The sequence below is a fragment of the Paenibacillus sp. 2TAB26 genome (genome assembly GCF_052115145.1).
Classification (GTDB): domain Bacteria; phylum Bacillota; class Bacilli; order Paenibacillales; family Paenibacillaceae; genus Pristimantibacillus.
Genome location: NZ_JBFRGC010000033.1, coordinates 1 through 25,474, shown reverse-complemented (window position 1 = coordinate 25,474; position 25,474 = coordinate 1). Strand labels below are relative to the sequence as shown.

The 25,474-nt window shown below is 45.1% G+C and carries 23 protein-coding genes, 6 tRNA genes, 1 rRNA gene and 1 pseudogene; 7 read left to right on the top strand and 24 right to left on the bottom strand.

What is annotated here, in order from left to right; translation table 11 throughout:
* The first annotated feature begins 11 nt into the window (after positions 1–11).
* The 3 genes from AB4Z50_RS29650 to AB4Z50_RS29640 are packed head-to-tail and all read left to right on the top strand — an operon-like array spanning position 12 to position 3,273.
* Complete coding sequence (locus AB4Z50_RS29650; protein WP_441885038.1) at positions 12–1,538, top strand: tripartite tricarboxylate transporter permease; 1,527 nt, start codon at positions 12–14, stop codon at positions 1,536–1,538.
* A gap of 39 nt (positions 1,539–1,577) precedes the next feature.
* Positions 1,578–2,999, top strand: coding sequence for an NAD-dependent malic enzyme (locus AB4Z50_RS29645; RefSeq protein ID WP_441885036.1), 1,422 nt, complete (start codon positions 1,578–1,580; stop codon positions 2,997–2,999).
* 28 nt (positions 3,000–3,027) lie between these two features.
* Entirely contained in the window at positions 3,028–3,273 is a 246-nt protein-coding gene (locus AB4Z50_RS29640; protein ID WP_441885034.1) for an HPr family phosphocarrier protein, read from the top strand.
* 104 nt (positions 3,274–3,377) lie between these two features.
* Here AB4Z50_RS29640 and AB4Z50_RS29635 read toward each other — a convergent pair whose 3' ends face one another.
* The 4 genes and pseudogenes from AB4Z50_RS29635 to abc-f form a co-directional block, all read right to left on the bottom strand.
* The gene (locus tag AB4Z50_RS29635) at positions 3,378–3,683 is read right to left on the bottom strand and encodes a hypothetical protein (protein WP_441885032.1); all 306 of its coding nucleotides are present in this window, start codon (positions 3,681–3,683) and stop codon (positions 3,378–3,380) included.
* A gap of 432 nt (positions 3,684–4,115) precedes the next feature.
* Positions 4,116–4,271, bottom strand: a pseudogene (locus AB4Z50_RS29630) (helix-turn-helix transcriptional regulator).
* A 227-nt stretch (positions 4,272–4,498) separates the two neighbouring features.
* Entirely contained in the window at positions 4,499–4,948 is a 450-nt protein-coding gene (locus tag AB4Z50_RS29625) for a DUF4362 domain-containing protein (protein ID WP_441885030.1), read from the bottom strand.
* A gap of 31 nt (positions 4,949–4,979) precedes the next feature.
* Positions 4,980–6,794, bottom strand: coding sequence for a ribosomal protection-like ABC-F family protein (gene abc-f / locus AB4Z50_RS29620; protein WP_441885028.1), 1,815 nt, complete (start codon positions 6,792–6,794; stop codon positions 4,980–4,982).
* Positions 6,795–7,229: 435 nt separating this feature from the next.
* Here abc-f and AB4Z50_RS29615 point away from each other — a divergent pair, with 435 nt between their 5' ends.
* Positions 7,230–9,104, top strand: coding sequence for a 3-oxoacyl-[acyl-carrier-protein] synthase III C-terminal domain-containing protein (locus AB4Z50_RS29615; RefSeq protein ID WP_441885026.1), 1,875 nt, complete (start codon positions 7,230–7,232; stop codon positions 9,102–9,104).
* A complete protein-coding gene (locus AB4Z50_RS29610) occupies positions 9,101–9,985 on the top strand; it encodes a DUF6999 family protein (RefSeq protein WP_441885024.1) in 885 nt (294 codons plus the stop codon). The genes AB4Z50_RS29615 and AB4Z50_RS29610 overlap by 4 nt, the downstream gene beginning before the upstream one ends.
* A 65-nt stretch (positions 9,986–10,050) precedes the next feature.
* Here the strand turns inward: AB4Z50_RS29610 and AB4Z50_RS29605 are convergent, their stop codons facing one another.
* The gene (locus AB4Z50_RS29605; RefSeq protein WP_441885022.1) at positions 10,051–11,289 is read right to left on the bottom strand and encodes a TraB/GumN family protein; all 1,239 of its coding nucleotides are present in this window, start codon (positions 11,287–11,289) and stop codon (positions 10,051–10,053) included.
* A 276-nt stretch (positions 11,290–11,565) separates the two neighbouring features.
* Positions 11,566–13,179 carry an S-layer homology domain-containing protein gene (locus tag AB4Z50_RS29600; RefSeq protein WP_441885020.1) on the bottom strand — a complete coding sequence of 538 codons (1,614 nt, stop codon included), beginning with the start codon at positions 13,177–13,179 and terminating at the stop codon, positions 11,566–11,568.
* A 182-nt stretch (positions 13,180–13,361) separates the two neighbouring features.
* Here AB4Z50_RS29600 and AB4Z50_RS29595 point away from each other — a divergent pair, with 182 nt between their 5' ends.
* The gene (locus tag AB4Z50_RS29595) at positions 13,362–13,982 is read left to right on the top strand and encodes a M15 family metallopeptidase (protein WP_441885018.1); all 621 of its coding nucleotides are present in this window, start codon (positions 13,362–13,364) and stop codon (positions 13,980–13,982) included.
* 97 nt (positions 13,983–14,079) lie between these two features.
* Here the strand turns inward: AB4Z50_RS29595 and AB4Z50_RS29590 are convergent, their stop codons facing one another.
* The 6 genes from AB4Z50_RS29590 to AB4Z50_RS29565 form a co-directional block, all read right to left on the bottom strand.
* Positions 14,080–15,096, bottom strand: a complete 1,017-nt coding sequence (locus AB4Z50_RS29590) for an LLM class flavin-dependent oxidoreductase (RefSeq protein ID WP_441885016.1) — start codon at positions 15,094–15,096, stop codon at positions 14,080–14,082.
* Between the two features lie 223 nt (positions 15,097–15,319).
* Entirely contained in the window at positions 15,320–15,763 is a 444-nt protein-coding gene (locus tag AB4Z50_RS29585) for an RrF2 family transcriptional regulator (protein ID WP_076271867.1), read from the bottom strand.
* Between the two features lie 224 nt (positions 15,764–15,987).
* Positions 15,988–17,001: a hypothetical protein gene (locus AB4Z50_RS29580; protein WP_441885014.1), complete on the bottom strand. Its 1,014-nt coding sequence runs from the start codon at positions 16,999–17,001 to the stop codon at positions 15,988–15,990.
* A 27-nt stretch (positions 17,002–17,028) separates the two neighbouring features.
* Positions 17,029–17,796 carry an RNA polymerase sigma factor gene (locus AB4Z50_RS29575; RefSeq protein WP_441885012.1) on the bottom strand — a complete coding sequence of 256 codons (768 nt, stop codon included), beginning with the start codon at positions 17,794–17,796 and terminating at the stop codon, positions 17,029–17,031.
* Positions 17,797–17,911: 115 nt separating this feature from the next.
* A complete protein-coding gene (locus tag AB4Z50_RS29570) occupies positions 17,912–18,820 on the bottom strand; it encodes an aldo/keto reductase (RefSeq protein WP_441885010.1) in 909 nt (302 codons plus the stop codon).
* 99 nt (positions 18,821–18,919) lie between these two features.
* Complete coding sequence (locus AB4Z50_RS29565; RefSeq protein ID WP_441885008.1) at positions 18,920–19,612, bottom strand: type 1 glutamine amidotransferase; 693 nt, start codon at positions 19,610–19,612, stop codon at positions 18,920–18,922.
* Positions 19,613–19,818: 206 nt separating this feature from the next.
* Here AB4Z50_RS29565 and AB4Z50_RS29560 point away from each other — a divergent pair, with 206 nt between their 5' ends.
* Positions 19,819–20,880 (top strand): endonuclease/exonuclease/phosphatase family protein, encoded by a 1,062-nt coding sequence (locus AB4Z50_RS29560; RefSeq protein ID WP_441885006.1) that lies wholly within the window; start codon positions 19,819–19,821, stop codon positions 20,878–20,880.
* Between the two features lie 68 nt (positions 20,881–20,948).
* On the opposite strand, the gene AB4Z50_RS29555 is transcribed toward AB4Z50_RS29560, so the two are convergent.
* From AB4Z50_RS29555 to AB4Z50_RS29500, 12 genes are all read right to left on the bottom strand, one after another.
* Complete coding sequence (locus AB4Z50_RS29555) at positions 20,949–22,244, bottom strand: PQQ-binding-like beta-propeller repeat protein (RefSeq protein WP_441885004.1); 1,296 nt, start codon at positions 22,242–22,244, stop codon at positions 20,949–20,951.
* A 142-nt stretch (positions 22,245–22,386) separates the two neighbouring features.
* Positions 22,387–22,875: a DUF2203 domain-containing protein gene (locus tag AB4Z50_RS29550; protein WP_441885002.1), complete on the bottom strand. Its 489-nt coding sequence runs from the start codon at positions 22,873–22,875 to the stop codon at positions 22,387–22,389.
* 142 nt (positions 22,876–23,017) lie between these two features.
* A complete protein-coding gene (locus AB4Z50_RS29545) occupies positions 23,018–23,602 on the bottom strand; it encodes a GNAT family N-acetyltransferase (protein WP_441885000.1) in 585 nt (194 codons plus the stop codon).
* Between the two features lie 40 nt (positions 23,603–23,642).
* Positions 23,643–23,816, bottom strand: coding sequence for a hypothetical protein (locus AB4Z50_RS29540; protein WP_441884998.1), 174 nt, complete (start codon positions 23,814–23,816; stop codon positions 23,643–23,645).
* A gap of 405 nt (positions 23,817–24,221) precedes the next feature.
* A complete protein-coding gene (locus tag AB4Z50_RS29535) occupies positions 24,222–24,383 on the bottom strand; it encodes a hypothetical protein (RefSeq protein WP_441884996.1) in 162 nt (53 codons plus the stop codon).
* A 286-nt stretch (positions 24,384–24,669) separates the two neighbouring features.
* Positions 24,670–24,751: transfer RNA gene (locus AB4Z50_RS29530), tRNA-Leu, on the bottom strand.
* A 13-nt stretch (positions 24,752–24,764) separates the two neighbouring features.
* Positions 24,765–24,841: transfer RNA gene (locus tag AB4Z50_RS29525), tRNA-Arg, on the bottom strand.
* Positions 24,842–24,858: 17 nt separating this feature from the next.
* Positions 24,859–24,932: transfer RNA gene (locus tag AB4Z50_RS29520), tRNA-Cys, on the bottom strand.
* An 8-nt stretch (positions 24,933–24,940) separates the two neighbouring features.
* Positions 24,941–25,015 (bottom strand) — tRNA-Gly (locus AB4Z50_RS29515).
* 7 nt (positions 25,016–25,022) lie between these two features.
* Positions 25,023–25,097: transfer RNA gene (locus tag AB4Z50_RS29510), tRNA-Gln, on the bottom strand.
* 30 nt (positions 25,098–25,127) lie between these two features.
* A tRNA-His gene (locus tag AB4Z50_RS29505) sits at positions 25,128–25,203 on the bottom strand.
* 167 nt (positions 25,204–25,370) lie between these two features.
* A 23S ribosomal RNA gene (locus AB4Z50_RS29500) occupies positions 25,371–25,474 on the bottom strand; the annotation flags it as partial.

Genomic DNA, 25,474 nt, shown 5'->3' with positions numbered 1-25,474 from the left:
GAGGCATATGAATGGATACACTACAATTTCTCGCAGACGGCTTTGCGACCGCCTTTCAATGGCATAACTTGCTCTTTGCTTTCATCGGCGTGTTGATAGGTACGGCTGTAGGGGTATTGCCTGGTATAGGACCCATGAGCGGTGTCGCCTTGCTTATACCTGTAACTGCATCAATGACGGGCGGATTAGCTCCTGAAGCAGCGGCCACAAGCTCTATCATACTTTTGGCCGGCGTTTATTACGGTGCGATGTACGGAGGATCAACGACCTCTATTCTGCTTAATACACCCGGGGAATCCTCCTCTGTCGTGACAACATTAGACGGCTATCAAATGGCTAGACAGGGTAGAGCTGGTGCTGCCTTATCCATCTCTGCAATCGGTTCTTTCGTTGCAGGAGTATTTGCTGTCATCGCGCTCATCGTATTAGCAGAACCACTATCAGAGGTTGCGATAAAGTTTGGTCCTGCCGATTATTTCTCCTTAATGCTTCTTGGACTATGCGCCGTAAGCGGCTTGGCTGGAAAGTCCATTACGAAAGCTCTCATTATGACCGTATTCGGATTGCTGCTCGCAACCATCGGAATGGACACCGTATCGGGTGTTGCAAGGTTTACTTTCGGCATGCCGTTGCTTTATTCCGGCCTTGAGTTTTTAACAGTAGCAGTTGGTTTATTTGCATTGGGAGAAGTATTCAAAACCATTTTGGAGAGAGACTACACCGCCGGTAAAGCAGCAAAAATTGAACGTATCCTGCCGACAAAAAAGGACTTGAAGGATAGTGCAGGACCGATTGCCCGAGGTTCGGTTTTAGGCTTTTTTATTGGTATTTTGCCTGGTGCCGGTGCGACTTTAGCTTCTTTCTTCAGTTATATTTTGGAGAAAAAAATAAGCAAAAATCCAGAAACCTTTGGCAAAGGCAATATTGCAGGAGTGGCTGCGCCTGAATCAGCGAACAATGCTGCATCAGGCGGGGCTATGATTCCTTTACTTACACTAGGCATACCTGGTTCAGGTACAACCGCTATATTGATGGGCGCTTTAATTATGTATAACATTCAGCCAGGTCCTTTGTTATTTGAGGAGCATCCGCAAGTAGCTTGGGGGTTAATTGCCAGCATGCTAATCGGAAATCTCATTTTACTCGTACTCAATATGCCACTGGTGAAGGTGTTTGCAAAAATCATTCAAACGCCGCCGAAATATTTGATACCGATCATTATTGCTATTTCTATATTTGGTGTTTATGCCGTGCAGGCTCAAGTTTTTGATTTGATGCTGCTGCTCGGCTGTGGAATTGCAGGATTCTTTCTTGTACGAAATGATTATCCGCTAGCTCCTCTCGTGCTTGGTTTAGTACTCGGGCCAATGATTGAAAACAATATGCGGAGAGCATTAACGACATCTAATGGAGATTTTATGATTTTCGTGCAAAAACCGATGTCGCTTGTTTTCTTAATTATCGCAGCACTCTGGTTAATTATACCTATTTTGCTAAAGAAGAGAGGGAAAGAGGTTGTCATTAACGAAGAAGGTTAATTACGAACGATAAAAAATACAGATTTGATGGGGGTAGCCATGGATAACAATAAACTAGGTGGGAAAAGTGTAATACTGCGTCTCGAAATGAATACGAAAGAGGTACATTTCGGACAGGTTGCATCCTCTATTTTCGAAGCCGGTGGAGATATCGTGGCCATTGACGTCATTCAGACCAGTCAGCATATGACGATAAGAGATATTACCATTACCGTCACGGATACAGTCGATATTAGCATTATTACTGAAATGATTAAGAACCTGCACGGAGTCAAGCTAGTGAATATTTCGGATAGAACATTTCTGCTGCATCTTGGCGGTAAAATCGAAACTAAACTGAAATCGCCTATTCAGAACCGCGACGATCTCTCTCGTGTTTATACGCCCGATGTTGCACGCGTCTGCTTAGCCATTCATGAAGAACAAAGAAAAGCATTTACGTTAACGATCAAGAGAAATACGGTTGCTGTCATTTCGGACGGCAGCGCTGTCTTGGGGCTTGGCAATATTGGCCCCTATGCAGCTATGCCCGTTATGGAAGGAAAATCTATGCTATTCAAGCAGTTGGCAGACGTAGACTCCTTCCCTATCTGCCTTGATACGCAAGATACCGAGCAAATTATCGCAACTATTAAGGCGATTGCACCCGGCTTCGGCGGAATTAACCTTGAGGATATTTCATCGCCGAGGTGCTTTGAGATTGAAGAAAGATTGCGTGAAGAACTCGATATTCCAGTATTTCATGATGACCAGCATGGTACAGCAGTTGTATTGTATGCGGCACTAATCAATGCATTAAAAATTGTGAATAAGCCCATTCATGACATTAAGGTCGTTGTTTGCGGAATCGGTGCAGCAGGCGTCGCTTGCACAAAAATTCTTTTATCCGCCGGCGTTACAAACATCATTGGTGTAGATCGGAACGGCGCGATAACCGCTGGAACTGACTATGATAACCGCATGTGGAACTGGTATGCCGAGCATACCAACCCTAACCGCATTGAAGGCTCTTTACGAGACGTGATCCAAGGCGCTGATGTATTCATTGGACTTTCTGCTGGAGGACTGTTGCGACGCGAAGATGTTATGGCGATGGCCGAAAATCCTATCGTCTTTGCAATGGCGAATCCAACACCTGAGATCAAGCCTGAGGAAGTTGAGGATATTGTAGGGGTAATCGCCACCGGACGTTCGGATTATCCGAACCAGATTAACAATGTGCTGTGTTTCCCTGGTATTTTCCGCGGGGCATTGGACTGCAGAGCTACTACGATTAACGAGGAAATGAAGCTGGCGGCATCAGAGGCGATCGCATCCGCAATCTCGGATGAAGAACGAAGCAAGCACTACATTATTCCGAGCGTTTTCAATCAGGCCGTTGTGAAAGCCATTCGCGATCTCGTCATTAGAGCAGCGATCAAGACAGGCGTAGCACGCAGAATACCGCGGGAGTACAGATAAACAAGAAAAGTGGAACGGAGGTTATCCAATGACAGCTGGAATCAGAGCTATCGTTGATATTAATCAAATGGCGGCCGATTTTAAATCAAGCATCGTTCTCCGCACCAGTGATTCCAAATTTATCGATGTCAAAAGCATCCTTGGACTTAGCATCATCTTGTACCAAACCCATTCCTACCACCTTGAAATACATGGTCCAGATGAAGAGGAAGCCAAAACCGCCATGATTCACATTTTCAAAAAACATAATCTTCAAGTCGATGTGAATCGATAATCCCCCGCTTCAATTGCCTCGTACGTTGGTTGCAGTGCTTTTAAAAATAGGGGGTGTCCCATAAGCAGATGTCATTGCTTATAGGACAACCCCTTTCCTCTTCCTCACGGACCCGTCCCTAAACTCGCTACATACCATAACGGCCCCAGCTTCTTCAAATAAACGGCTCCCAGCTCATCTCCCGTAGGGTAATGCATATACCCGATCACATTGTATAAATGACCGTACTTTTCATCGACTCTGCTCGTTGTGGAAATATCCGCTTTCAAGCTATTGATAGGCTGCAAGCTCATTAGTATATGTCTGCGGATCGTCCACTCGGGAGATAGGAAGGTAAGAATCCATGTAAAAACAACTACAATAGCTACAACGATAAATATTGCCTTTTTCTTCTTTAAGATCGTACTCACCTCCGAGTAATGGTTAAATCATTAACATTATAGATACTTCCGTTAATTGTAATTGCTTTTATTCACTCAACACTCAATCTCTAATAAAATCTTTCAATACTTTAGTCCAAAAGCATTCTAGCATAGTCGCTTAACTCAACCATCTGTGTTTTCATGTTCATGCTTTATCCTAACGAACTCAGGTGTCGTTATTCTTGAATATCAGGGCTATATTAATCTCTAACGAACTCAGGAGTCGTTATCAGCCCTTAATAGAGCCCAAATGATTGAAATTACAAGAAATAAGGCTCGCTGTGTTCGTTAGATTCAAAAACAGAACGCTACCCTGCAAATAAGGCCTCTGGAGTTCGTTAGCTAAAATACCGAACGCGTGATGCCCCTACTTTTGCACTTCTGACGTGATCCGTTTATCTCCGAGCTTCTAAACCTTCATCAAGATGCCTCCCAAAATAGATCGTTTAACGTTTTGCCGAGTGTCTTGCAAATAGCGATACAAAGAAGAATACTCGGATTGTAATTGCCAGCTTCATTGTGTCCGACCGTCTACCTAGTAGCTCCAAACGCGTCAGCCAGCTGCTCCTATGACATATCGTTCTCCACTCTTACCAGCTTTAATTTCACATTTGCATGTTCACCCATTCGTATTCACAATATCTTCCATCATTCACTTTGTAAATACTGTAATTTATATCCATATAGATGTAAACCATATATTGCATTTCAAACTTACAAATTCGATTCATGCAACTCTGCGATACTTAATAGCAACAAAAAAGAGCTATCAAATCGATAGCTCTTTCCCTTATATCTCCTGCCTAAATCGGAACGTCCAACAAATCTATCGGCTTATTGGCTGCGCCACAGCCACTTAGCTTATAGGCGTAAGCGCGTCCCGTTTCTTCTTTTCTCAAACCGTCACATGAATAGGTTTTTACGCTTGATGATCCATACTGATCCTGTGATGTATCGTAACGCACCTCGATCTGATCCTCCGCCCACGCAAGATTATAAAAAATCGGGTTTCCTTCCGTTATAAAACGTACAACTCGCACCTGATCTATAGCTCCGCTCACAAAAGCATCTAATTTCTCGCTATTCGTTACTTCACCGGACTTTGCAATAACATCCTCCGTCTCATTAATCGAATAGTCATAGGGTTCATCTGAAGCTGAAGTTTGCTTCGGCACTTTATCCTGCTCCTGACCAGCACATCCAGCCAGCATGAGCATCGCTAAGACTATATACGCCATGTTTCTCCTAACCATGCTGTAAATCCACCTTCCTCCAGCCTGCCCATCAGCTATTTATTTGCGCGCGCAGCTGGCGAATTTCATTCATCAATTGCTTCTGCTCCGCTGGATCTTCCGGCTCAGCACAGCTCATAAGCTGCGTTAATCGCAGCTGCAGCATCTCCCGCTCATTTTGGCTTACCTGTTCATCCGCTGAAAGCAGCCGGCTTCGATCCTTAGACACATACTCCTCATACGATCCGTGGAACAAGCTTGGTTCACTTTTTCCATCGAGTACGAGCAGTCGATTAGCTGCTTGGCGAATTAAATAGCGATCATGCGTGACAAGCAGAACGGCACCCGGATAATGCTGAAGCGCCTGTTCGACCTGCTCTCGCGTGCTAATATCCAAATAGTTTGTCGGTTCATCAAGCACGAGCAGATTCGCTTTGCCAAAATAAAGCTTCAAGAATGCGACTCGGCATCGCTCACCCATGCTTAAGTCCCCGATTCGCTTAAATACGTCCTCCTTCGTAAACAGGAAGCAGCCCAAAATCGTCCTTGCATGCGACTGCGTCATCTCCGGCAGCAGCAATAAGCTGTCAAGGATGGTCATCTCATTGTCGAGCTTATCAAGCTCCTGCTCAAAATATCCGATTTTCACCTGCGGATGAATGCTAACCTTGCCCGTGCTAGGCAATAAGCTCCCTGTCGCAAGCTTTAACAATGTCGACTTGCCTACACCATTCGGACCAAGCACAGCTAATCGATCACCTCTACCTAAGGTGAGGTTTAACCTGCTTATAACGCTCCTATGCCCCTCATAGGCAAAACTAACGTCCTCCATCCGAAGCAGCGTAGCCGCTGCAAAACCGTCGGACTCCAGCTGCATCCTCAGCTGTGAGTCCTCGCGCGGCTTCTGCACCTTATCCTTGTTCAACCGCTCAAGCGCAGACTCCTTCGCATGCAGACGCGACACGTTTTTCTTGGATTTTGATCTAAGAAAATCATTTTGACCCGCCGCCTTATGCGCCTGCTGGAACCATTCGGCATACATGCGTATACTCTCAAGCAGCTTCTCACGCTCCAGCTCCTGCTTCTTATGCAGCGCCTCCTGCGTCCTTAGCTCCAGCTCTTTCTGCGCCTTGTACTGCGTGTATCCGCCCGAATAGCGCCGGCACCCATCTCGCTCAAACTCAAGAACAGTCGTTGCTGTCCGGTCGATAAACGTACGATCATGCGACACATAAATAACCGTTCCCGGGTAATCCTGCACCCATTCTTCCAGCCAATCCAGCGCCGAAGAATCCAAGTGATTCGTCGGCTCATCCAGCACAACTAGCTTCGGCTCTCTTACCATCAGCGCAGCTAATTGTGCTTTCGTCTTTTGACCTCCGCTTAGCTGCGAAAATGATAAGTGCCATAACGAGGGATCAAAGCTTAACTGCGTTAAGCATCTCTCCACCTTCATCTCCCAGCTATAGCCATCAAGCTGCGCATAACGTTCGTACAGTTCACTGTACTCGCTTAACAGCGACTCACTTGCATCCTCTTGCATTCGCCTTGTTAACTCCACCATCGACCGTTTTAATCGGAACAATTCTTCTGTCCCTGCCTGCACGAATTCAAGCAGCGTGAGTGAGGAATTCATCTGTGCCTGCTGGTCGAGCCAGCCCCACTCTGCAAGAGGAAGCAGCCGCTGCACCTCACCATCATCGAATGAGATTCTGCCTGTCAATCCTTGCAGCAGCGTCGTTTTGCCCACGCCATTTCGTCCAAACAGAGCCAGCCTTTCGCCTTCTCTGACTTCAAAATTTATATTCTCGAACAGGATATTGCCGTCCCATTCCTTGTTCACATGTTTAACTTTTAATAGCATCATTGAACATTCCCCATTTCAAAAAAAACATAATAAAAAACCGTGGCCAGCGGCACACGGTCGAATACGCAGGGGAATATCAGGTAAACGAAAATAACGATGCGTCACACCGCTAGTTAGCGGGTAAACATCTCGTATCTATCGCTGCTGATTGACTATCCATAAGCCCCCAAATCGACGCACGTATCCCTGACCGGTTCTCGCTAATGAGAACGCCGCTTGTACTTAAACAAGTTGTTTACAGGAATCGTGTACTTACTTCATCGGCTGGGTTACCTCCGTCAGTCATCAGTTTTGATATGCGTTTATTATATAAGACGATCATGCATATATTCAAGCCCTACTTTAATTGCGGTACCAAATAAAGTTAGTACTAGGCTTGAAACGCTGCATAACCGATCATAAGACTTATAAATATTTCTTATTTGGAGGTGCTTGATGAATCCCGTCTATATAACCAGCATTGGTAAATTTCTTCCCGGCTCCCCTATCGGTAATGATGAAATCGAGGATTATCTCGGCAAAATAAACGGTAAAAGCTCCAAGTCGATGCGGCGCATTCTTGATCAAAACAAAATACGCTTTCGGCATTATGCGATAAACAAAGAACAAGAGAGCCTATATTCAAATGCAGAAATGGCAGGACTTGCGATACAAGATGCGCTCTCCCGCAACCATGCGGCACTGAGCGATCAAATCGCATTTCTCGCTGTCGGTACGACCCAAGGTGATTTGCTTGTTCCCGGCTTCGCRAGTATGGTGCATGCCGAAACGAAGCTGCCTGTCATGGAGGTTGCGACACATCACGGCGTTTGCGCCAGCGGTATGCAGGCGATGAAAAACGCATTCCTGCATGTGCAGTCAGGAGAGCAGCAAACCGCCATTTCCTGCGCCAGTGAATTTCCGAGCCGCGTGTTCAAAAATACGAGGTTCGAAGCGCAAAAGGGTGTCGCCGATCATCCCATTCCTTTCGACACTGACTTTCTTCGGTTTATGCTGTCCGATGGAGCAGGTGCAGCGGTTCTTCAGCATCAACCTGCCGCCAGCGGTTTATCCCTGCGCATCGAATGGATCGACAACAAATCCTACGCTACTCTATACGATGTCTGCATGTATGCAGGAACCAACAAGGATAATGCCGAGCAGCAAAGCTGGCTTGACTATGCCACCATTCATGAAGCTGCTGACGACGGGGCTCTTAATCTCAAACAAGATATTCGGCTCGTTAATGAAATGCCTAAGGTCGGGGTTAATCGATTTTTCGAGCTGGTAGATGAGGGCAAAATCGAACCGAGCGCTATCGATTGGATGGTATGCCACTATTCATCTCATTTTTTCCGCGACGAAATATTTAAGCTGCTGCAGCTTGGCGGACTCACCATTCCTGAGGAGAAATGGTTTACGAATTTATATACGAAGGGCAACACCGGTGCTGCTTCAATCTACATCATGCTGGAGGAGCTGCTTAACGAAGGCCATTTGAAGCCAGGTGAGCAGGTGTTATGCATGGTGCCGGAAAGCGGCCGATTCCAAACCTCCTATATGCTGTTGACGGTTGTTGGCGACACAGCTGATGTGCGACATATCGCAGATCCGTTGTTTGAAGAGAGGCAGCCTGAGGCACCTCATCTCGAATATAACGAAGCAGACCACGTTCAAGCGCAGCTCGTTAGGCAGCTCGTACAGGTTTGGATTGATTTTGAGCAAAAGCTGGCTCATGTCCCGGTTATTCATAAGCTGTACAACAACAAATTTACCCTTCATGACTACAAGCTGCTAATGGAAAACATCCGCCAACAGGTCATTGACGGTTCGCAGTGGATTGCTCGTGCCGCCTCGTATATCGCGATTGAGCATATCGATCTTCGTTCGACGTTCATTGCCCATGCGCGTGACGAGCATCGTGACTTTCAAATTCTAGAACGCAACTACGTCGCCATCGGCGGGGACCTAGCACACATACAATCAGGCGAAAAAAATATTGGCAGTGAAGCATTGTCGGCTTATTTGTTCCAGCGTGCTAGCCGCGAGAATCCCGTTGATCTCATTGGCGCTATGTGGATTATAGAGGGACTTGGATGCCGTATGGCGCGCTACTGGGGCGAAATGATTCGCGATCAGCTTGGGCTTAGCGATGAAGAAGTGTCGTTCCTGCTTTATCATAGCGACTCTGATGAGAAGCACTTTGAGAGGCTCGAGGCAGTCGTCCAGCATCCGATGCTCACTGCGGAGATTGCAGGACGAATAGTGAAAACAGCTAAAACGACGGCGCGCTTATACTTGCTGCAATTAGAGGAGCTGGGCAATGTATGAGCAAAACTGATTATTTTCATCAAATGCCGCATGACAAAAACGATCCCAATCCGTTTTTAGCCATCTTTATGGATCAGAGCATTCCCTTCAATGAGGAGGCCAAGGCTGCTTACCTCAAGGATTGCTCTAGCAGATCACGGCAGTTTCTGCTGCCCGTACTGCGTCCTTTTGCGAGATTAATGATTATTGTTCTTCAGGTTTACAAAATAATCGTACCTAAAGCACTCACCTCATCCCGGCTGCTGCACCGCGTCCTGCATTTCGGAATGAAAACCTTCGTAAGCCCAGATGCTAATTATATGATTTTGCGCCACTTCTATCTTGGCTCTGAGGTGCTTGGCTTCATTCGTGATAATGTGCCTGACGTTCAGATCGAGATGAACCCGCTCAAACCAACCAATCTGGAGCCGGTAAAAGATGATCTTTTTCTCATTCACGATCTCAATTTATACAACTTCGTCATCAATCTTAATCGCGAGATGCGTCACAAAGGAATTGAGGTTACAAAGCAGGACCGGCTTAACTTTAACGCCATCACATCGGAACCTCTGCCTATTGAGCAAATGCCTAATCGCTGGACCAGTTTTATGGATTTGACGACCGCCATTGAATGCTTCACCCCTGTCTATCAAATGTTTCTAACCGATAATGACTTCTGGCGTGCGACGAACTCCCTTCAGCTGGATGAAACGATTGGCATCCTTGCTTCCAAAATTATCGGCAGCAACGACCGACTGGCGCTTATAAACAACAAACATCCCATGGTGCCGCTCACGACGCTTAAAGCAGGCTTTCGACTCGTACTGCATGGCCTAGCGACAGAGCAGCTGCACGCGCTGCTTGTTGAGCTTAAGCTCAAACAGCAGCAGCATATCGGCTGATCATACAAAGAACAAAAAGAAGGCAAGCACGCTCACTGCGTGATTGCCTTCTCTCTTACATGCGGTTATTGACGAACTACAGTAAAACCTTTCTTCTCCAGCAGTGGAACGAGTCCGTTCTCGCCGAGCATATGTGCAGCTCCTACGACTACGAAATATGATTTTTTTGTCGTGTCATTCAAGTAACCCGTTATTTTCTCAACCATTGGAGCATTGCGGTCAGTAAGCAGCGCTTTATTAAGCTCCGCATTCGACGAAGCTGATTTCGTCAGCTCGAGCAGCTGCTCCTCATTTCCGGTAACCCACATTTTCGTAAGATCTTCAATCCCTGATACTTCTGCAAAATAGTTCTCAATAGAACCTTTCAGCATTTCTTCTTGCAGTTTGTCTGAAAAATTATTGAACATATTAAGCTGGTATTCGATCGATTCCAGCTCTAGAATTGGCTTCTTGTTCTCCAGCGACTGCTGCAAGAAATGGGCATCAATCCCTATGCCTGAATCATAACCTTCTTTTGCTGAGCTAAGATAATCCACAGTAGACGAAACGCTCCAAGGCTTATAGGTATCCAGCGTATTTTCCGGTAAGCCGTTCTCCTTCAAAATCTCGCCAAGCTTCTTGTAAGAATCAGCTGAGATATGATCTTTAAGCGTTGTATTATCCTTCAATACGCTTAAATCAAGCACTTGCTTTTGCACCTTCTCATCATTCATCTTCGAAATATCAGCCTCTACAACCAAATAGTCGGATGCATCATAAGCTTTTTGAATTTCAGAGCGCAAAGGGTACATCGCTTTGTTCGCAATATGTATCGACCCCAGCAAATATACGGTGCTGCCGTCCTTTTCTACTTTCCAAAGGAAACCTTTACTTGGCTCATTCTCCTTAAGAGAAACAGAGCGCTGCTCTTTATTCCAAGTAATTTCATAACCTGCTGCTTCACTTACCGTACGCAAAGGAATATAAACAGTTCCTTTAACGATCTTAGGCGCAGCAAGCAATCCAATTTCCGTCTCGTTAGCCATTGCCCCTAAGTTGTCGATTTGGAATAAAAGGGTTAGTCCTTGCTTCTTGCCTGAAATGACTTTATTTTTCTGATCCCAAGTTACTTGGAAATCAAGCTTTTGAAGAACCGTCTTCGCAGGAACAAGAATCGTTCCCTTTTCCATCGTAGGTTGATTCTCGCCAAGCTGTACCTGCTCGCCGTCAATCCAAACTGAAATAGGCTTAGCCTCTGCTTGGATGTTCGTTACGAAAGAAAATAGTAGAGCTAATGATAGAAATAATGCTGCAAACTTTTTCACGAATAGACCCTCTCCCTCTCATCTTAGCGGCTTCATTTCATCTACATATAACCAATAATTACCGCTCTGCCTAACATATTTTACACATTTCCACCACGCAATAGCTAGTTCGGAAAATACGAATCTAGTTTTCGTTGCTTTACAGCATATTCATAACATATAATGCCTCATCTCATAGGTTAGCAGCAGCCTTAAAAAAAGGCACCCCTCTTGATTAGAGGGGTGCCCATGTCATTTGCTTTTGCGAATCAATTCAGCGGTTTTGGTAAATAACTATTATGAGAAGGAATAACCCAAAAATCGATCCGCATTTTTTAGACTTATCCATATATCCGGACTTTCGCCGCCTACGTACCAGTAAGCTAGTCCAGCAAGCTTGCTTTTTACAGCCAGCTTATATTTTTCGGTTAACGAGCGCCCGTCCTCGACCCATATTTTATGCTGTATACCATTCTTCATATATACAGCTGTGTACTGCCCGATTTTGGCGTCCCATAAAGGCCTGATTCCATATTTACTAATGAGCGCATTCTGCTCACCAAATGATATAAATGCAGAGGACTCAACGCTGCCGTCCTTCTTTAAATCCCAATCACGGTTATAAAAGGGCACGCCCAATATTACCTTTTGGCTTGGCACCAATTTAAGAAGCTTATTTACAGCGGCTTCATCAAAACCTATAGAAGCGTTGGAGCCCGCTTCCGAGCCGTCTCCCCAGTGTTCATCATAGCCCATCAATACGATATAATCTGCAAGCTTTCCAAGTGCAGCAAAATCGAAGGCGTCGGTCCAGTCCGTATCACGGTCAGGAGATACATCTAGCGAGAGCGTAACGTTCAAGAGCTTCATTTTTTTAGATAGCTCCGTTATGAATGCAGTCAGAGCTGCTCGGTCCTGCGGGGCTACATTTTCAAAATCGATATTAAGACCATCCAGCTTGTATTTTGTAACAAACCCTGTCAGCTGCGTGATTGCTTTGGTGCGTGCTGCGGAACTAGATAGCAGCTTATGTGTAGCCGCTTGATCCGAGCGATTGCCGACCATTGCCCATATTTTTTTATTATGCTGCTTCGCCCATGTCACAAGAGAAGGATCCGTGTTATCCGATATTTCTCCCGCTTCCCCTGTAAAATACCAACGCGGAGACAAGGTGTTTACATTAGAATTCAAAACCGTTTGTTCATACTGCTGCGTCGTCTGGCCATACTGCCAGCCTAGCTTTATCGTTTCCTTGGGCTTAGCTGCAAGCTCAGCTGCCCAGTTCACATTTTGCAGCACCCGATGAATCATTACTGCGGTTTCTTGTCTGCTTATCGGATTGCCTGGACGGAAATTCCCCTTATCGTCACCTTTCATAAGGCCAAGAGCGTTCATCGCCGCTACAGAAGAACTTGCCCAAGCAGCAATGCGGCTGTCATCGCCAAAGCTTAGCTTTACTGCCGATTTATGATCCAGCTTCTTCAATGCTCTCGTTAATAATACGGCTGCTTCCTGCCTTGTAACTGCCTTCGCAGGTGCAAACAAAGAGGCGCTGACGCCGTCTGCTAAGCCAAGCTGCACAGCAGCCTGAATCCATCCGTAATACCAAGCCTTCATAGGTACATCAGTATATGGCGATACTGGCGTCGGTACAGGCTCAAGCCCGAGCAGCCGATCCAGCACAGTGACAAACTCCGCTCTCGAGATCGATTGCTTCGGTGAGAAGCTTCGCTCCGATGTGCCCGTTATAATCTTTTTATTATACAAATCGATTATTTCCTGTTTGGCATAGCTGCTTGATATATCATCAAAAGGCAGCGTGCTTTGAGCCGCAATGGGATGAGCAACAAGTGTTATGATATATAGTAAAGTAAATGCTGCTAGAGCAAATCTAGTATAAGTATGCTTCACGAAAGACCCTCCTCATGCGATCAATCCTCGAAGCATACCAAAATCTACTCTATAACTCATTACTAAAATATTGGTAGAAAGCATAATCAATAGTAATTAAGCCTAATCCCCTACCACAGACTAGGGTGTCAAAATAAACAATATGATAAAATAAGCGGATATAAAACGTAAGGAGATTCAGCATGCTGGAGCGAAATCAAGTTTCTCATCCTACATTACCGGCTCAGCTGAGCCTGGCAGCAAGAAGTAAGCGCAAGCGAAACCGAATACTGCTGTTTATTATTTTAGCGCTAACCGCTGCTCTTTTATGGAAAGTTATTCTTTCCTTTGATCCATACTTGCCGAACAATGATCCTATTGAAGCTCCACCCGTAACGGCACTGCATCCGATCGTATTCATTAAGCAGACCGAGCTGATTGCCGAAACGAGCAAGGCCGGCATCACCATTCTCGTCACAGACGGCTTCCGTTCAAGCGAGGAGCAAAACGCGATTTATGCAAAAGGACGCACAACGGAGGGTAAAGTCGTTACGCAAGTTCAAGGCGGACACTCCTATCACAATTACGGCCTCGCTGTCGATTTTGCCCTGCGAACGAAGAAGGGCGAGGTCATATGGGACATGGAGTATGACGGCAATAAAAATGGGCGGTCCGACTGGATGGAAGTTGTTGAAATCGCCAAGCGCCTTGGCTTCTCTTGGGGAGGGGATTGGAAAAACTTCCCTGACTATCCTCATCTTCAAATGGACTTTGGTTATTCCATTAATAAGCTGCGCAAAGGGCACTATCCGCCTATCGAGTAAATCAGCCCATTTAAAGCAAAAAAAGAGAGTGAAGACTTGGTTATTAAGTCTTCACTCTTTTCTATTCTGCTTCAATTTTATTAGCTAATTCGGTATATTACAGACCCGCTATAATTTCATATGAGCGCAATCTAGCTTGGTGATCATAAATATGTGCGGCGACCATAATCTCATCCGCCTTCGTCGCCTCAATATATTGCTTCAGCTTCGTGCGTACCGTCTCTGGCCCGCCAACAATGGAAGAGCCTAGTTGCTGCATCAAAGCAATCTTCTCCTGCGCTGTCCAGACGTCATCCATATTGCGAACAGGTGCAGGCAAAGCTCCACGCGTGTTGCGAATAAAGGATAGGAACAGCTGCTGCATCGATGTCGCTAAATATTCAGCCTCTTCATCCGTATCTGCCGCAATGACATTGACCGCTACCATTCCTTTTGGCTTATCGAGAATCGCTGATGGCTTAAAGCTGCTTCGATAAAGATTCATTGCTGGAACTGTGAAATTGGGCGAGAAATGTCCTGCAAAAGCAAATGGCAGGCCCAGCTGTGCAGCGAGCAAGGCGCTAAAATCGCTCGAGCCCAGCAGCCAAATCGGAATTTCTAGACCTTCGCCCGGAATCGCTCGCACTGGCATGCCCACCTCAGCACTCGACGGATCTAGAAACGCGCGCAGCTCAGCCAGCTGCTCGGGGAAATCATGCCCATTGCTTCTTCTGTTTCCACGAAGGGCAGCTGCTGTAAGACCATCCGTTCCAGGAGCGCGGCCAAGTCCTAAATCAATACGGCCTGGAAACAACGATTCCAATGTACCGAATTGCTCAGCAATAACGAGCGGTGCATGGTTCGGCAGCATAATCCCCCCAGCGCCTACACGAATCGTGGATGTACCTGCCGCAACATGGCCAATAACGATGGATGTCGCTGAGCTGGCGATGCTTGGCGCATTGTGGTGCTCCGCAAGCCAGTAACGGTTATAGCCCCATTTTTCCGCATGCTGTGCAAGATCTAATGTATTGCTAAGTGATTCGGCAACAGTGCCGCCTTCTACAATGGGAGATACATCAAGAACGGATAACGGAATATTAAAAGCTGAATTGTTTATCGTTTGTTCTGACATGACATTCACTCTTTTCTTTACGAATAGAAGCTGCAGCTTCTATCAATATTATTATTGGCAAATCAACTGTACTATTATTAGATACATTTTACACGTAAAAAAGAGCCGCTGCAAATGCATCAGCTTCATGACAGGAGCGGTAATATACAGTATTCAACCATATTTACCGCTCTATCGTGAAACAGACATGATGCCTGCATAAACTGGCAAGCATTGAAAAGCATCAAACCTGCTTTTCTTTAAGCTGCTGCTGACATTTTCGAATCTTGTCCAAAGCAGTTTGAAGCGTATTTTGCTCCAAATAGGCCACGTAATGAAGCTCTGCCTCGTAAAAAAAATGATCCATCACCACTTGAATATTCGCGGATACCAGACAGTCCTCCTCTGGATTTCCTGAACACCAATGCGGCTTTAGCGTACCGCCTGATAGTGCTCGATATATTTGGGCCAGCGTAACCTCATTCGGCTCACAATTCAAAATATATCCCCCGCCGATTCCTTCCTTTGTCTTCACAAAGCCATGCTTCCGTAAGGAACTCATAATTTTGCGAATACGTGTCGGATTCGTCGAAACGTTGCGAGCAATGGTCTCGCTGCTCGCCATATGATCAGGCAAATAAGCTAACAGCACTAAGCTGTGAACCGCAACCGTAAATTCACTATTCATTTTCACAACTCCCTCTCAAGAAGGATACTGTAATGTTATTTCATACAGTTGATAATGTCAAACCTTCCACCCTAAGAATAGCACAGAGAGAAAGCCTTGGTATAGGCTTTCTCCCTGTCAAACTTTTTTGAGCAGCTTTATTTGAGGCTATCGCTGCTTATATCTTTAAAAAATTCCCCATTGTCCTTCATCATACACTTGCCCAACCGTTACACAATGATGACTCAGTTCACCCAGATCTCCGAATAATATTCCTTCATAAAATGAAACAGCTGCTCCAACTGCTCCAATCCCTTCGACTCCGCCGCCTGTGCTTGCCGAAGCAGTACGATTGCACGATCCGCGGTTTCAGGGTCCTTCGGCTTGCCGCCTTCTGGGAAGGGGAATAGCTCTCTCAGCTTGCCCAGCGCCTCAGCAACTACCTCGTAATGCAGCGCTGCTTCACCCGCATGCTTGCGAACCGTTCTCTCCACAACATTTGTCCCATCCCAGCGGAATGCCAATTCGCGTAAAAAACGAGCAGCGAACTCACGCGCATCAGAAATGACAGCAATGTTATAGGCATGACCATGCTCATCCGCATTTCGCCGCTCCATCACACCAATCCATGCCTCATAACCCGCTAAGCCCTGTACAAATTTATCCTCGAACACATGCGTCCATTCCTTGCCTCGCCCATGATCCACGATCATCGATAACGCCATGCGCAATATTTCGTATTTCGAGTGAGGCAGGCTTTCGCTAATCGTCGTCACGAACAACAAATCAATCTTGGAATCGGCAAAATCGGCATAACTTATCGTGCCGTCCTTCGATACATCTTTTGCATGAAAGAGCTGCTTATCATCATCATAACCATAGATCAAACCGAATTCAGGTATAAACAAATCAAATGAAATGGCAGGGATGCCACGGTCGATTGACTGCTGAACGAGAGCGATAGTTCGCTCTACTTTATCCGGCGTTAACGGGAGCATAGGATCAGCCAAACAGCTCGTAAAGCCGAGATTTCCTATATTCCTCCTCAATATATATCCACCTGGGAATGAGGTTGGCCCTGCCGCGTTAATACTGACGGGATCAATATTCATGCGAAAGGCATGACCGGTAAATCCCATCACATCTGTTAGCGTAAAATGTTTTTTATCCGTGTAGCTCACCGCGCCATGTATAGCAGCAGCGGCCGAGGTCCATGTTTTGGACCAATCCCTATCCAGCGTCATTATTTTCAGCTCCATTCAAGATTTGTCATAAACGTTCTGAACCTACATAGGGGGCGGAGTGAGAATTTTCCTTCTGGGCAAACCGAGCAACGCCCGTTGCTCCACATATAAACTAATCGATATGCGAATACGCTCCTTCTGAAGCTTAACCCTTGATCTCGACAGCATATTGTATACGTTTGAAGTCGTCGTATCGAACAGCTCAGCAATCTCAGCCGGCGGCAGCTCGCCAAAAAATCGTGCTTCAAAAATGTCCCGCTCCCGCTTGTTCAAGCATCGGATCAGCGTATGAATGCTCTGGAGCGTTTCTTGGCGGATGACAGCATGCTCCGGATTTTGTCCTTCACTCGGCTCATTCATGGCTTGATCTGTTAAATGAAACAGGATGCTATCGATATCGCTCCAATCAACCAACTGCCCGCTTTTACCTGCCTCTGCTGGCAGCCCTGATTGGCTCATGAAGCTAACGAATGGCCGCTCCTTGCTATAGGGTCCGCCTCTCCTCAGCTTCATATAGGCTTGATTTCGCACGATCCGGTGCAGCCAAGGAATAAACCTGCTTGCGTCTGTAAGCGTACCGAGGTGCATAAATGCACGAATCAGCGCTTCCTGCACAATGTCCTCTGCCATAAACGCATCCTTCGTTAAGCTGCCAGCGAGTCCAAGCGCCTTAGCTCGATGACGACGCACCAGCTCCCCGAAAGCTTCCTCATCGCCGGACCTTGTTCGTTCAACTAACGACTGCTCTTGTGCTTCTGCCCCTGCTCCACTGCTTAACAGAGATGGCAAATCGGGCGCCCAAACCTCCATCATTCATCCCCCTTACTAGACAGATGCCACTTACGCCAAATATCTATCAATGGATCAAAACTTTTTTATTTTATAATCAAAAAGAAGCTGCCTATCAGGCAGCCTCTCCTACTCTCTAACGGTGCTGTTCAAAACGGTTTTCTTTACTTAACCTCTTGATGGTCTCCAGCTCAGCGGGAGATAGCTGAAGAACTTCACTTGCCGCGATATTGTGCTGCAGCTGTTCTAACGAGCTCGCGCCAGGAATGACAGCAGCTACAGCTGGATTGGCCAAAGCATACCGGATTGCTGTATGCGCCAAATCACGAGAGCCTTCTCGCATCTCTAGCAAAACGTCTCGCAAAGATGACAGCTCCTCTTTGTCATAATCCAAATAACCCTTATCCGCCTTGGCAGCTCCATTATCGGTTAAAATCCCTTTTGCCACCGGACCTCGAGCGATTAAACTAATGCCCTTCTCTTCTAATAAAGGCAATATTTGCTCTTCAGGCCTTCTGTCCAAAATACTATATTGGCTCATCACACTGACGATATTTGAACGCTCCACATATTCTCGAATAACATTTGGACGAATGGAAGAAATGCCGTAATAGCGAATGAGTCCCTCTTGCTTAAGCTCCTCAAATGCTTCAATCGTCTCCGATATGGGATCATCCAGTGTACCTCCATGCAGCTGATACAAATCGATATAGTCCGTTTGGAGCCTTCGCAAGCTGTCTTTTACAGCCGACTTAATATAAGCTTTGGACGGGTCCCACGACCAGCCCGCTTTTCCCTTCTCCCAACGATTGCCGACCTTCGTCGCAAGTACAATATCTGCCCGTTTTCCCTTTATTGCCTCGCCGATTATTTCCTCATTAAGACCCTCATCATAAAGATCAGCCGTATCTAGAAAATTAATGCCCTTCTCGATCGCTTCATGTACTAAGGCTGTCGCTTTTACTTTATCTGTCCCTAGTGACATGCAGCCAAGGCCGATCTCACTTATGTAGAGCTCTGATTTCCCGAGACGATTGTGCTTCATGCTTGAAATCTCCTTTTCCTTAACCGATAATCTAGCCGCTTCATTATTCATTTATGATATTACTTTTGGACTAAGGGAGCAACAAAAATGGTTCCACTATTAACACTTTAAGGAAATCTGATCCAATATGCCATGTAGTAGCGTTAGAGACTGCTCAGTGCGCGCGAATTGACTGCGAATCTGTTCAGCTGTTTGAATGTATGGCGCCTGAACTAGCTCTGAAGACCAGTGTGCAAACATGGATTCCATGCATGCAGCTGTCGTCTCCAAATGAAATTGCAGTCCCATGACATGCTCGCGATAAGCGAATGCCTGCACCTTGCACGCCTCTGAAGAAGCGAGGAGCCGCGTGTCCTGCGGCAAGTCGAAGGTATCGCCATGCCACTGAAACGAAACAAATTGCTCAGGCATGCCGCAGAGCCAAGGATGCTGCTCCTGCGTACGGTTAATCGAATGCCAGCCTATTTCTTTATGCGTATTTCGGTATACTCGGCTTCCCAGCAGTTCAGCTATCATTTGAGCACCAAAGCAGATGCCCAGCACTTTTTTGCCAAGCTGAATGGCTTGCCGTACGAACTGCTTCTCTGCCGTAAGCCAAGGATATTTCTCCTCTTCATAGACGCTCATTGGCCCGCCGCATATAACAAGCAAATCCATATCGTCAAGCCATTTGACATCAATCTCAAGAGCAGGATTCTTAACATCCAAGCGATGTCCTCCAAAGCTGGCCCATGAACGAAATGCATAATCATCATCAAAAGCGAAGTGTTTAAAAGCTATGATATTCATCATTCATTCCCCATCCTTGGTCGCATATGACCTGTAATGAGCTTAATTATAGTCTCATTATTTAGTATCGTTAATATCACTTTCCTGAATAGTGAGAAGACATCAATAAAAAACAACTAGTTCCCTAACCCATATCATGGTACATTTCCAATAGCATACTTATAATCTTAAATGTGAGTAACGCAATACGTAATGAAAGGATGGATCATATGGGGAAAAAGATATTAAAAACAATTGGTACGCTTATCCTACTCGCAGTTGCGATTGCAGGAGGGTTTTTACTGTATATTACTTTATCCGATTATAAACCCGCAGAAGTTATCGAGATTACGTCAGAAAATAATAAAGAGCAACTCATCGAGCAAGGCGTTCCATTTACAGTTACGACCTTCAATATCGGCTATGCTGGCTTGGACAAAAAACAAGATTTTTTTATGGATGGAGGTAAAAAATCACGCTCCAGCAGCAAAAATCAAACGATTTCCAATCTAGACTCCATTTCCTCCTTTATGAAAACAAACCAGTCCAATTTTTATTTGCTTCAGGAAGTCGATGCCCGCTCGTCAAGAAGCTACCATATTAATGAAATAGACTATTTGGCAAAACCTTTGGAAGATTACGGCTATGCATTTGCTTATAACTATAAAGTGGCATGGGTTCCCGTTCCGATTTTTAATCCAATGGGCTCCGTTCAGAGCGGCCTTCTAACCTTCTCAACATTCAAAAACAAAAGCAATCAGCGATACGATCTTCCAGGCAAAGAGAGCTGGCCGATACAGCAGCTTGAATTGGATCGTGCTTTTATAGAAAGCAGATTTGAGGTCAATAACGGCAAAGAGCTTATTGTTATCAATCTACATCTATCTGCCTTTGATGAGGGTGGCAAAATCCGCAAGCAGCAATTGGATTATTTAGCCGCTTTTTTAGAGAAGGAGAATGGCAAGGGCAATTATATTATTGTAGGCGGAGATTGGAACCATGCCCTGCCCGGCACTGCCCCTGATCGATTCGAAACGACACAGGCATGGCCAGAATGGCTTCAGCAGTTTCCTGAGGATTTCAAACCAAGCGGCTTCAAGTGGATGGTCGACGACAGCATCGCTACTGTACGTACATTAGATATTGCATACACGGAAGGCGTTAATTTCAGAGCCATAATTGATGGTTTTCTCGTTTCTTCAAACGTAGATAAAATTCGGCTGCAAAGTACAGATTTAGCATTCGAACACAGCGACCATAATCCGGTAACCGCTGAGTTTATTTTACGATAAAGCAAAGAGCCCCGATTTTTCGTAATCGGGGCTCTTTTGTAATTAATGATCATTGAGCTGTTATTTAATTACTTGACGCTAGATTTCAAGCTGGCAGGTTGTTTAAATGCGAGCAGCTTGCCTTTTGCCTGAACCACAATCATTCCGCTCTCAAGCAGCGTCTCTCCAAACTCTCTTTCATTTGTTTTTAATTGTACAATTGGCGCTGCTGTATCTAAATGAATAGCTGATACCGTTCCATCCGTTTGCGCCACATATATTCCTTTACCAATTAAATCAAAACGTGCGATGAGGCCTGTTACACCAGCATTATAATCCACGGTTGTCTTATTAATTAATTTAACCCCATATATCCCGCGGCCATTCGTATAAATCAATTTCCCCTCATATGGCCCAGCCGCATATTTGAATCCTGGCGCGTAAACAACAGGCTTATACACCTTGGGCTCTATTTTGCTCGGATCAGCATTTAGAGGGTAACTATACACCTCAGAATTGAAATTGACGAATACGTTGTCCCCGTTAATCCAAGCGTCTCCTTCGTTGCCGGATTCTCCTTTATTTAAGTCAATCTTTAGAGGATTATATTGTTTGCTGTTAAGTACTTTGCCCGTCTTGATATCTAGGGTATCAAGTGTAGTTAATGGAGCAGGCTCGAACAGGTTAACGAGCTTCTGCGCAGTTATAGTTCCATCCTTTGCACCAATTGGAAAGTTGTAATGTGCAGCTTCCCAAACCCTTTTTCCTGTCTTGCGATTAAAAGCATGAAGGAGCGAGTAAGTGTAAGCACCCGATAACTCATTTTCTCCTATTATAAAATCGCCATGAAACAGTATCTTTGTGTGCAGCGGCTCTTTGTAATTGTCACGCCACTGAAATTTACCATCCTTTATGCTGTAAGCTTGAATGTCTCCATTAAAGGTGAACAGCTGATCGCCATCCGGAATAATATCATGAATGTTATTAGCGTTCACGGAAGCCACCCATACTTTCTTGCCTGAGGACGCCTTAATAGCGTGAACACGGCCTCCGCTCGAATTGACGTACAGTTGGCCTTCCTTATATACGACAGGAGCTTTGAGCTGACTGCCATACTCCCAAAGTTTTTTCCCATTCTGAATATTAACAGCTATCACTTTTCCCTTTAGCAAATAAAAGGCTTTACCTTCACCTGTTGCTGCTATACCTTCGTAGTTCAATGACCATTGCGGTTTAATAATAGGAGCAGCTATCTCCGTTTCCTTGTTATCTCCCACATAGGAAGTGCGTGAATCAAATGATGCAGATACAACAGAACTCATTAATAGTAGAGAACAGCATGCCATCATAACGCCTCGCGAAAAAGCTGTTTTCCAGTTTCTCATTTCACACCTTCTTATCTCCAATTTTCATCACCCAACTTACATAACGTATAATAATTGTAAAATGTTTCTAATCAATCCGTGTTGTCTTCACACTAAAAAGACCAGTCAAGGATAAATCCCTGCTGGTCATTAAATATGAATACTATTCATCCTGCGGAAACGGTTTTCTGCCCATAAACCCATCATGTAAACCATGATAATGGCTAACCTCAGCTTCGCCTTCCTTCCAGCAAATCAGAATATCCTCATTATCGAGCACCGCTGGAAAGTCAATTAAACCAGGAGTAATCATTTTCAACTGCACGCCTTTTCGCGAGAAGTTTTCAATTAGCAGGTCTACCTCCATCTTCATAAATTCCAGCTGGCTTTCCCTCTCAAAGAAAGGGTCCTCACTGTCTTCAATAGCAGCAAAAACTTGTTCATAAGCAGCCTTCTCTTTCTGATAACTTATATATAAATCTTCAAATTGCGCCGTAATGTGTTGAAGCTTCCGTAAATCCTCTTGCAACTGCGGCAGCATCTCGTTCGCTTCGCTCAGCGTGAAGGTTTTGTTCCCCATCCCGTAAACACTCCCTGTCTGATGATAATCATTTATTTCATTCCATAATAAGTATCCTACACTCTCTTTCAAGCTCCGTAAAGGAATGGGTTCTAGAGAAGAGTTGGAATCTGCTCCTCTTTTGACGAAAGAGCAAGCTTCTGTCTTCCCTCGAACGATCGAAGATACCTATTCATGGTTGAAAAATAAGTATATATAGTGCTGTTCTTTTTCTTCAAAATTCTTTGTCTCTTACTTTCGCAAACAACATCGTATCCCGCAGAATACCGTTGACATCACATTTTTCATTTCGGAGTATGCCTTCTAATGTGAAGCCCAGTCGCTCCGCAACTCGCGCGCTTCGATAATTCCTAGCATCACAACGTATTTCAATACGATTGGCTTCTAGCTCATTTATTGCAATTGTTGAAATTGCATTCGTCGCTTCCGTTATATACCCTTGACTGCTGTAAGCTGTACGAGCCCAATACCCGATTTCAAATTTTCGCGCTTGCCAATTTATGCGATGAAGACCGCTGCTTCCTATCAACTGACCTGTATCCTTTAAAAAAAGAAGCAGCATGAGGTCTGAACGATCCATATACTTGGACCGTGACTTCCTGATGACAACTTCAGATTCTTCGATCGTAGGCATCGCTTGAGCCCATGGCATCCAAGGTTTGAGCTCATCTTCACTTTCTCTAACGGCCTCATTCAGCTTCGCTCCGTCCCCCCATTGGGGCGCGCGGATAAGAAGACGGCTGCTTTCAAAACTCTCTGGAATGGATAACAGCAACGGGTTGTTATTATAATGGCTCATCCTAACGCACCTCCAAGAATGGCTTCCTATCAGCGGAATATTATAATCGTCTGCCTTTTTCATCTAAATGAATATCTAAAGCTTTGATCGCTCTTATCAAAAGTTTAATAAGTAAAAATAGACAATAAATACCCATAAGCGCAACGACACCATACACAATAAACAATACTATTGGAAATATTCCGAAAATAATACCTGATGACATACCGTCCATTACCTCATATCCCCCTTATGTATTTATTTTAAAGAACAGAAAAGTTCAGTTATGTATTAACTTACAGATATTAACTGTAAAATGCAATCATCGCTACGATCATTTTTACCTACGACTATGATATTGCGATAAGAGCAAGCATTCTTCTGAGCAAAAAAAAGAGCCATAGCTAAAATTCTCTTATAGAAGTAGGTGAATAGACAACCTTCAATAGAGGATTTTAGTATGACTCACTATCCGATTAATGCATATTCTGAACCTTTAGCATTTTTTAATCCATCGATCTACTCATTCAAATACGTCGTCACCCGATTCTGGATCAGCTTGCTTACTTCTTCCGCAGATTTCTGCCCGCTCATGAAGCTATTGAACTCCTCCATGGCGATCATTAGCACCTTCATATCGCTAAATCTTCGAAAATCCGTCTACCGACTGAACGTACTTCTCCACGTCTGCCAGCGAGATGGATTCCATGCTCATGCCGCCTTCTCCCGTTTCCTGCGATACTTTGTATTCCTTCAAGTCGATATGAATGTTTGTATGCTTTTCCTCAAATTTTACCATCACTGACGTTTTAATACCACTATCGCTGATCCATCCTGCTGACGTTTAAGCGATGTTTACTTTTACTGCCGATACCGCAACCTACTTTTCACCCAAAACAACTTTTTCATATACGTTTCCGTTCAGTGAGATGTGCACTCCAGCGGATATCATGATCTCCGACCAACGTTAATTCTCATTTGGAGTACATTTCGAAGCTAGCATCGGCTAATGCTATGAAGGAGGTTTTAAAGCAATACAAAAAAAGCTCATTAGATAAAATATCTAATGAACTATCGTTTATGCAATATGGTGCCGATGAGAGGACTCGAACCTCCACGGTTTCCCTCACGATTTTGAGTCGCGCGCGTCTGCCATTCCGCCACATCGGCATTTGAGTAAAGATGGCGTGCCCTAAGAGATTCGAACTCCTGGCCTTTTGATTCGTAGTCAAACGCTCTATCCAGCTGAGCTAAGGGCACATTTTATAAAATTGTAATGGAGGCGCCACCTAGACTCGAACTAGGGGTAGAGCTTTTGCAGAGCTCTGCCTTACCACTTGGCTATGGCGCCAACTTAAATGGAGCGGAAGACGGGAATCGAACCCGCGACCCTCGCCTTGGCAAGGCGATGCTCTACCGCTGAGCCACTTCCGCAWMTAAATGGCTGGGGATTCAGGGATCGAACCTGAGAATGACGGAGTCAAAGTCCGTTGCCTTACCGCTTGGCTAATCCCCAACAAAAAATGCCATACTACTTATTAAAAAATGGGGCGATCGAGGGGAATTGAACCCCCGAGTGTCGGATCCACAAACCGATGCGTTAACCACTTCGCCACGACCGCCATAAATAAAATCAGGTGCTGGACAAAAAAGAAAACCCACTTTTGTGGGTCGTCTGCTAATGCATGCATTAGCAAGTTGCGCCCTGAAAACTGGATACGAAAGATTAGGCTTGCTGAAGCCTTTTATGCTGCTGTCTACCGGATGTATGGGTCACAGTAAACGTGTTTAGGATAAGCCCTCGACCGATTAGTATTCGTCAGCTACACACATTGCTGTGCTTCCACCCCGAACCTATCAACCTCGTCGTCTTCAAGGGGTCTTACATACTGG

What these genes read in the sequence shown, in the direction of transcription:
- AB4Z50_RS29650 (WP_441885038.1), top strand. Translation starts at nt 12, where the DNA reads ATGGATACACTACAATTTCTCGCAGACGGCTTTGCGACCGCCTTTCAA.
- AB4Z50_RS29645 (WP_441885036.1), top strand. Translation starts at nt 1,578, where the DNA reads ATGGATAACAATAAACTAGGTGGGAAAAGTGTAATACTGCGTCTCGAA.
- AB4Z50_RS29640 (WP_441885034.1), top strand. Translation starts at nt 3,028, where the DNA reads ATGACAGCTGGAATCAGAGCTATCGTTGATATTAATCAAATGGCGGCC.
- AB4Z50_RS29625 (WP_441885030.1), bottom strand. Translation starts at nt 4,948, where the DNA reads ATGGTTAGGAGAAACATGGCGTATATAGTCTTAGCGATGCTCATGCTG.
- abc-f (WP_441885028.1), bottom strand. Translation starts at nt 6,794, where the DNA reads ATGATGCTATTAAAAGTTAAACATGTGAACAAGGAATGGGACGGCAAT.
- AB4Z50_RS29610 (WP_441885024.1), top strand. Translation starts at nt 9,101, where the DNA reads ATGAGCAAAACTGATTATTTTCATCAAATGCCGCATGACAAAAACGAT.
- AB4Z50_RS29595 (WP_441885018.1), top strand. Translation starts at nt 13,362, where the DNA reads ATGCTGGAGCGAAATCAAGTTTCTCATCCTACATTACCGGCTCAGCTG.
- AB4Z50_RS29590 (WP_441885016.1), bottom strand. Translation starts at nt 15,096, where the DNA reads ATGTCAGAACAAACGATAAACAATTCAGCTTTTAATATTCCGTTATCC.
- AB4Z50_RS29585 (WP_076271867.1), bottom strand. Translation starts at nt 15,763, where the DNA reads ATGAATAGTGAATTTACGGTTGCGGTTCACAGCTTAGTGCTGTTAGCT.
- AB4Z50_RS29580 (WP_441885014.1), bottom strand. Translation starts at nt 17,001, where the DNA reads ATGGAGCTGAAAATAATGACGCTGGATAGGGATTGGTCCAAAACATGG.
- AB4Z50_RS29575 (WP_441885012.1), bottom strand. Translation starts at nt 17,796, where the DNA reads ATGGAGGTTTGGGCGCCCGATTTGCCATCTCTGTTAAGCAGTGGAGCA.
- AB4Z50_RS29570 (WP_441885010.1), bottom strand. Translation starts at nt 18,820, where the DNA reads ATGAAGCACAATCGTCTCGGGAAATCAGAGCTCTACATAAGTGAGATC.
- AB4Z50_RS29565 (WP_441885008.1), bottom strand. Translation starts at nt 19,612, where the DNA reads ATGATGAATATCATAGCTTTTAAACACTTCGCTTTTGATGATGATTAT.
- AB4Z50_RS29560 (WP_441885006.1), top strand. Translation starts at nt 19,819, where the DNA reads ATGGGGAAAAAGATATTAAAAACAATTGGTACGCTTATCCTACTCGCA.
- AB4Z50_RS29555 (WP_441885004.1), bottom strand. Translation starts at nt 22,244, where the DNA reads ATGAGAAACTGGAAAACAGCTTTTTCGCGAGGCGTTATGATGGCATGC.
- AB4Z50_RS29545 (WP_441885000.1), bottom strand. Translation starts at nt 23,602, where the DNA reads ATGAGCCATTATAATAACAACCCGTTGCTGTTATCCATTCCAGAGAGT.
- AB4Z50_RS29540 (WP_441884998.1), bottom strand. Translation starts at nt 23,816, where the DNA reads ATGGACGGTATGTCATCAGGTATTATTTTCGGAATATTTCCAATAGTA.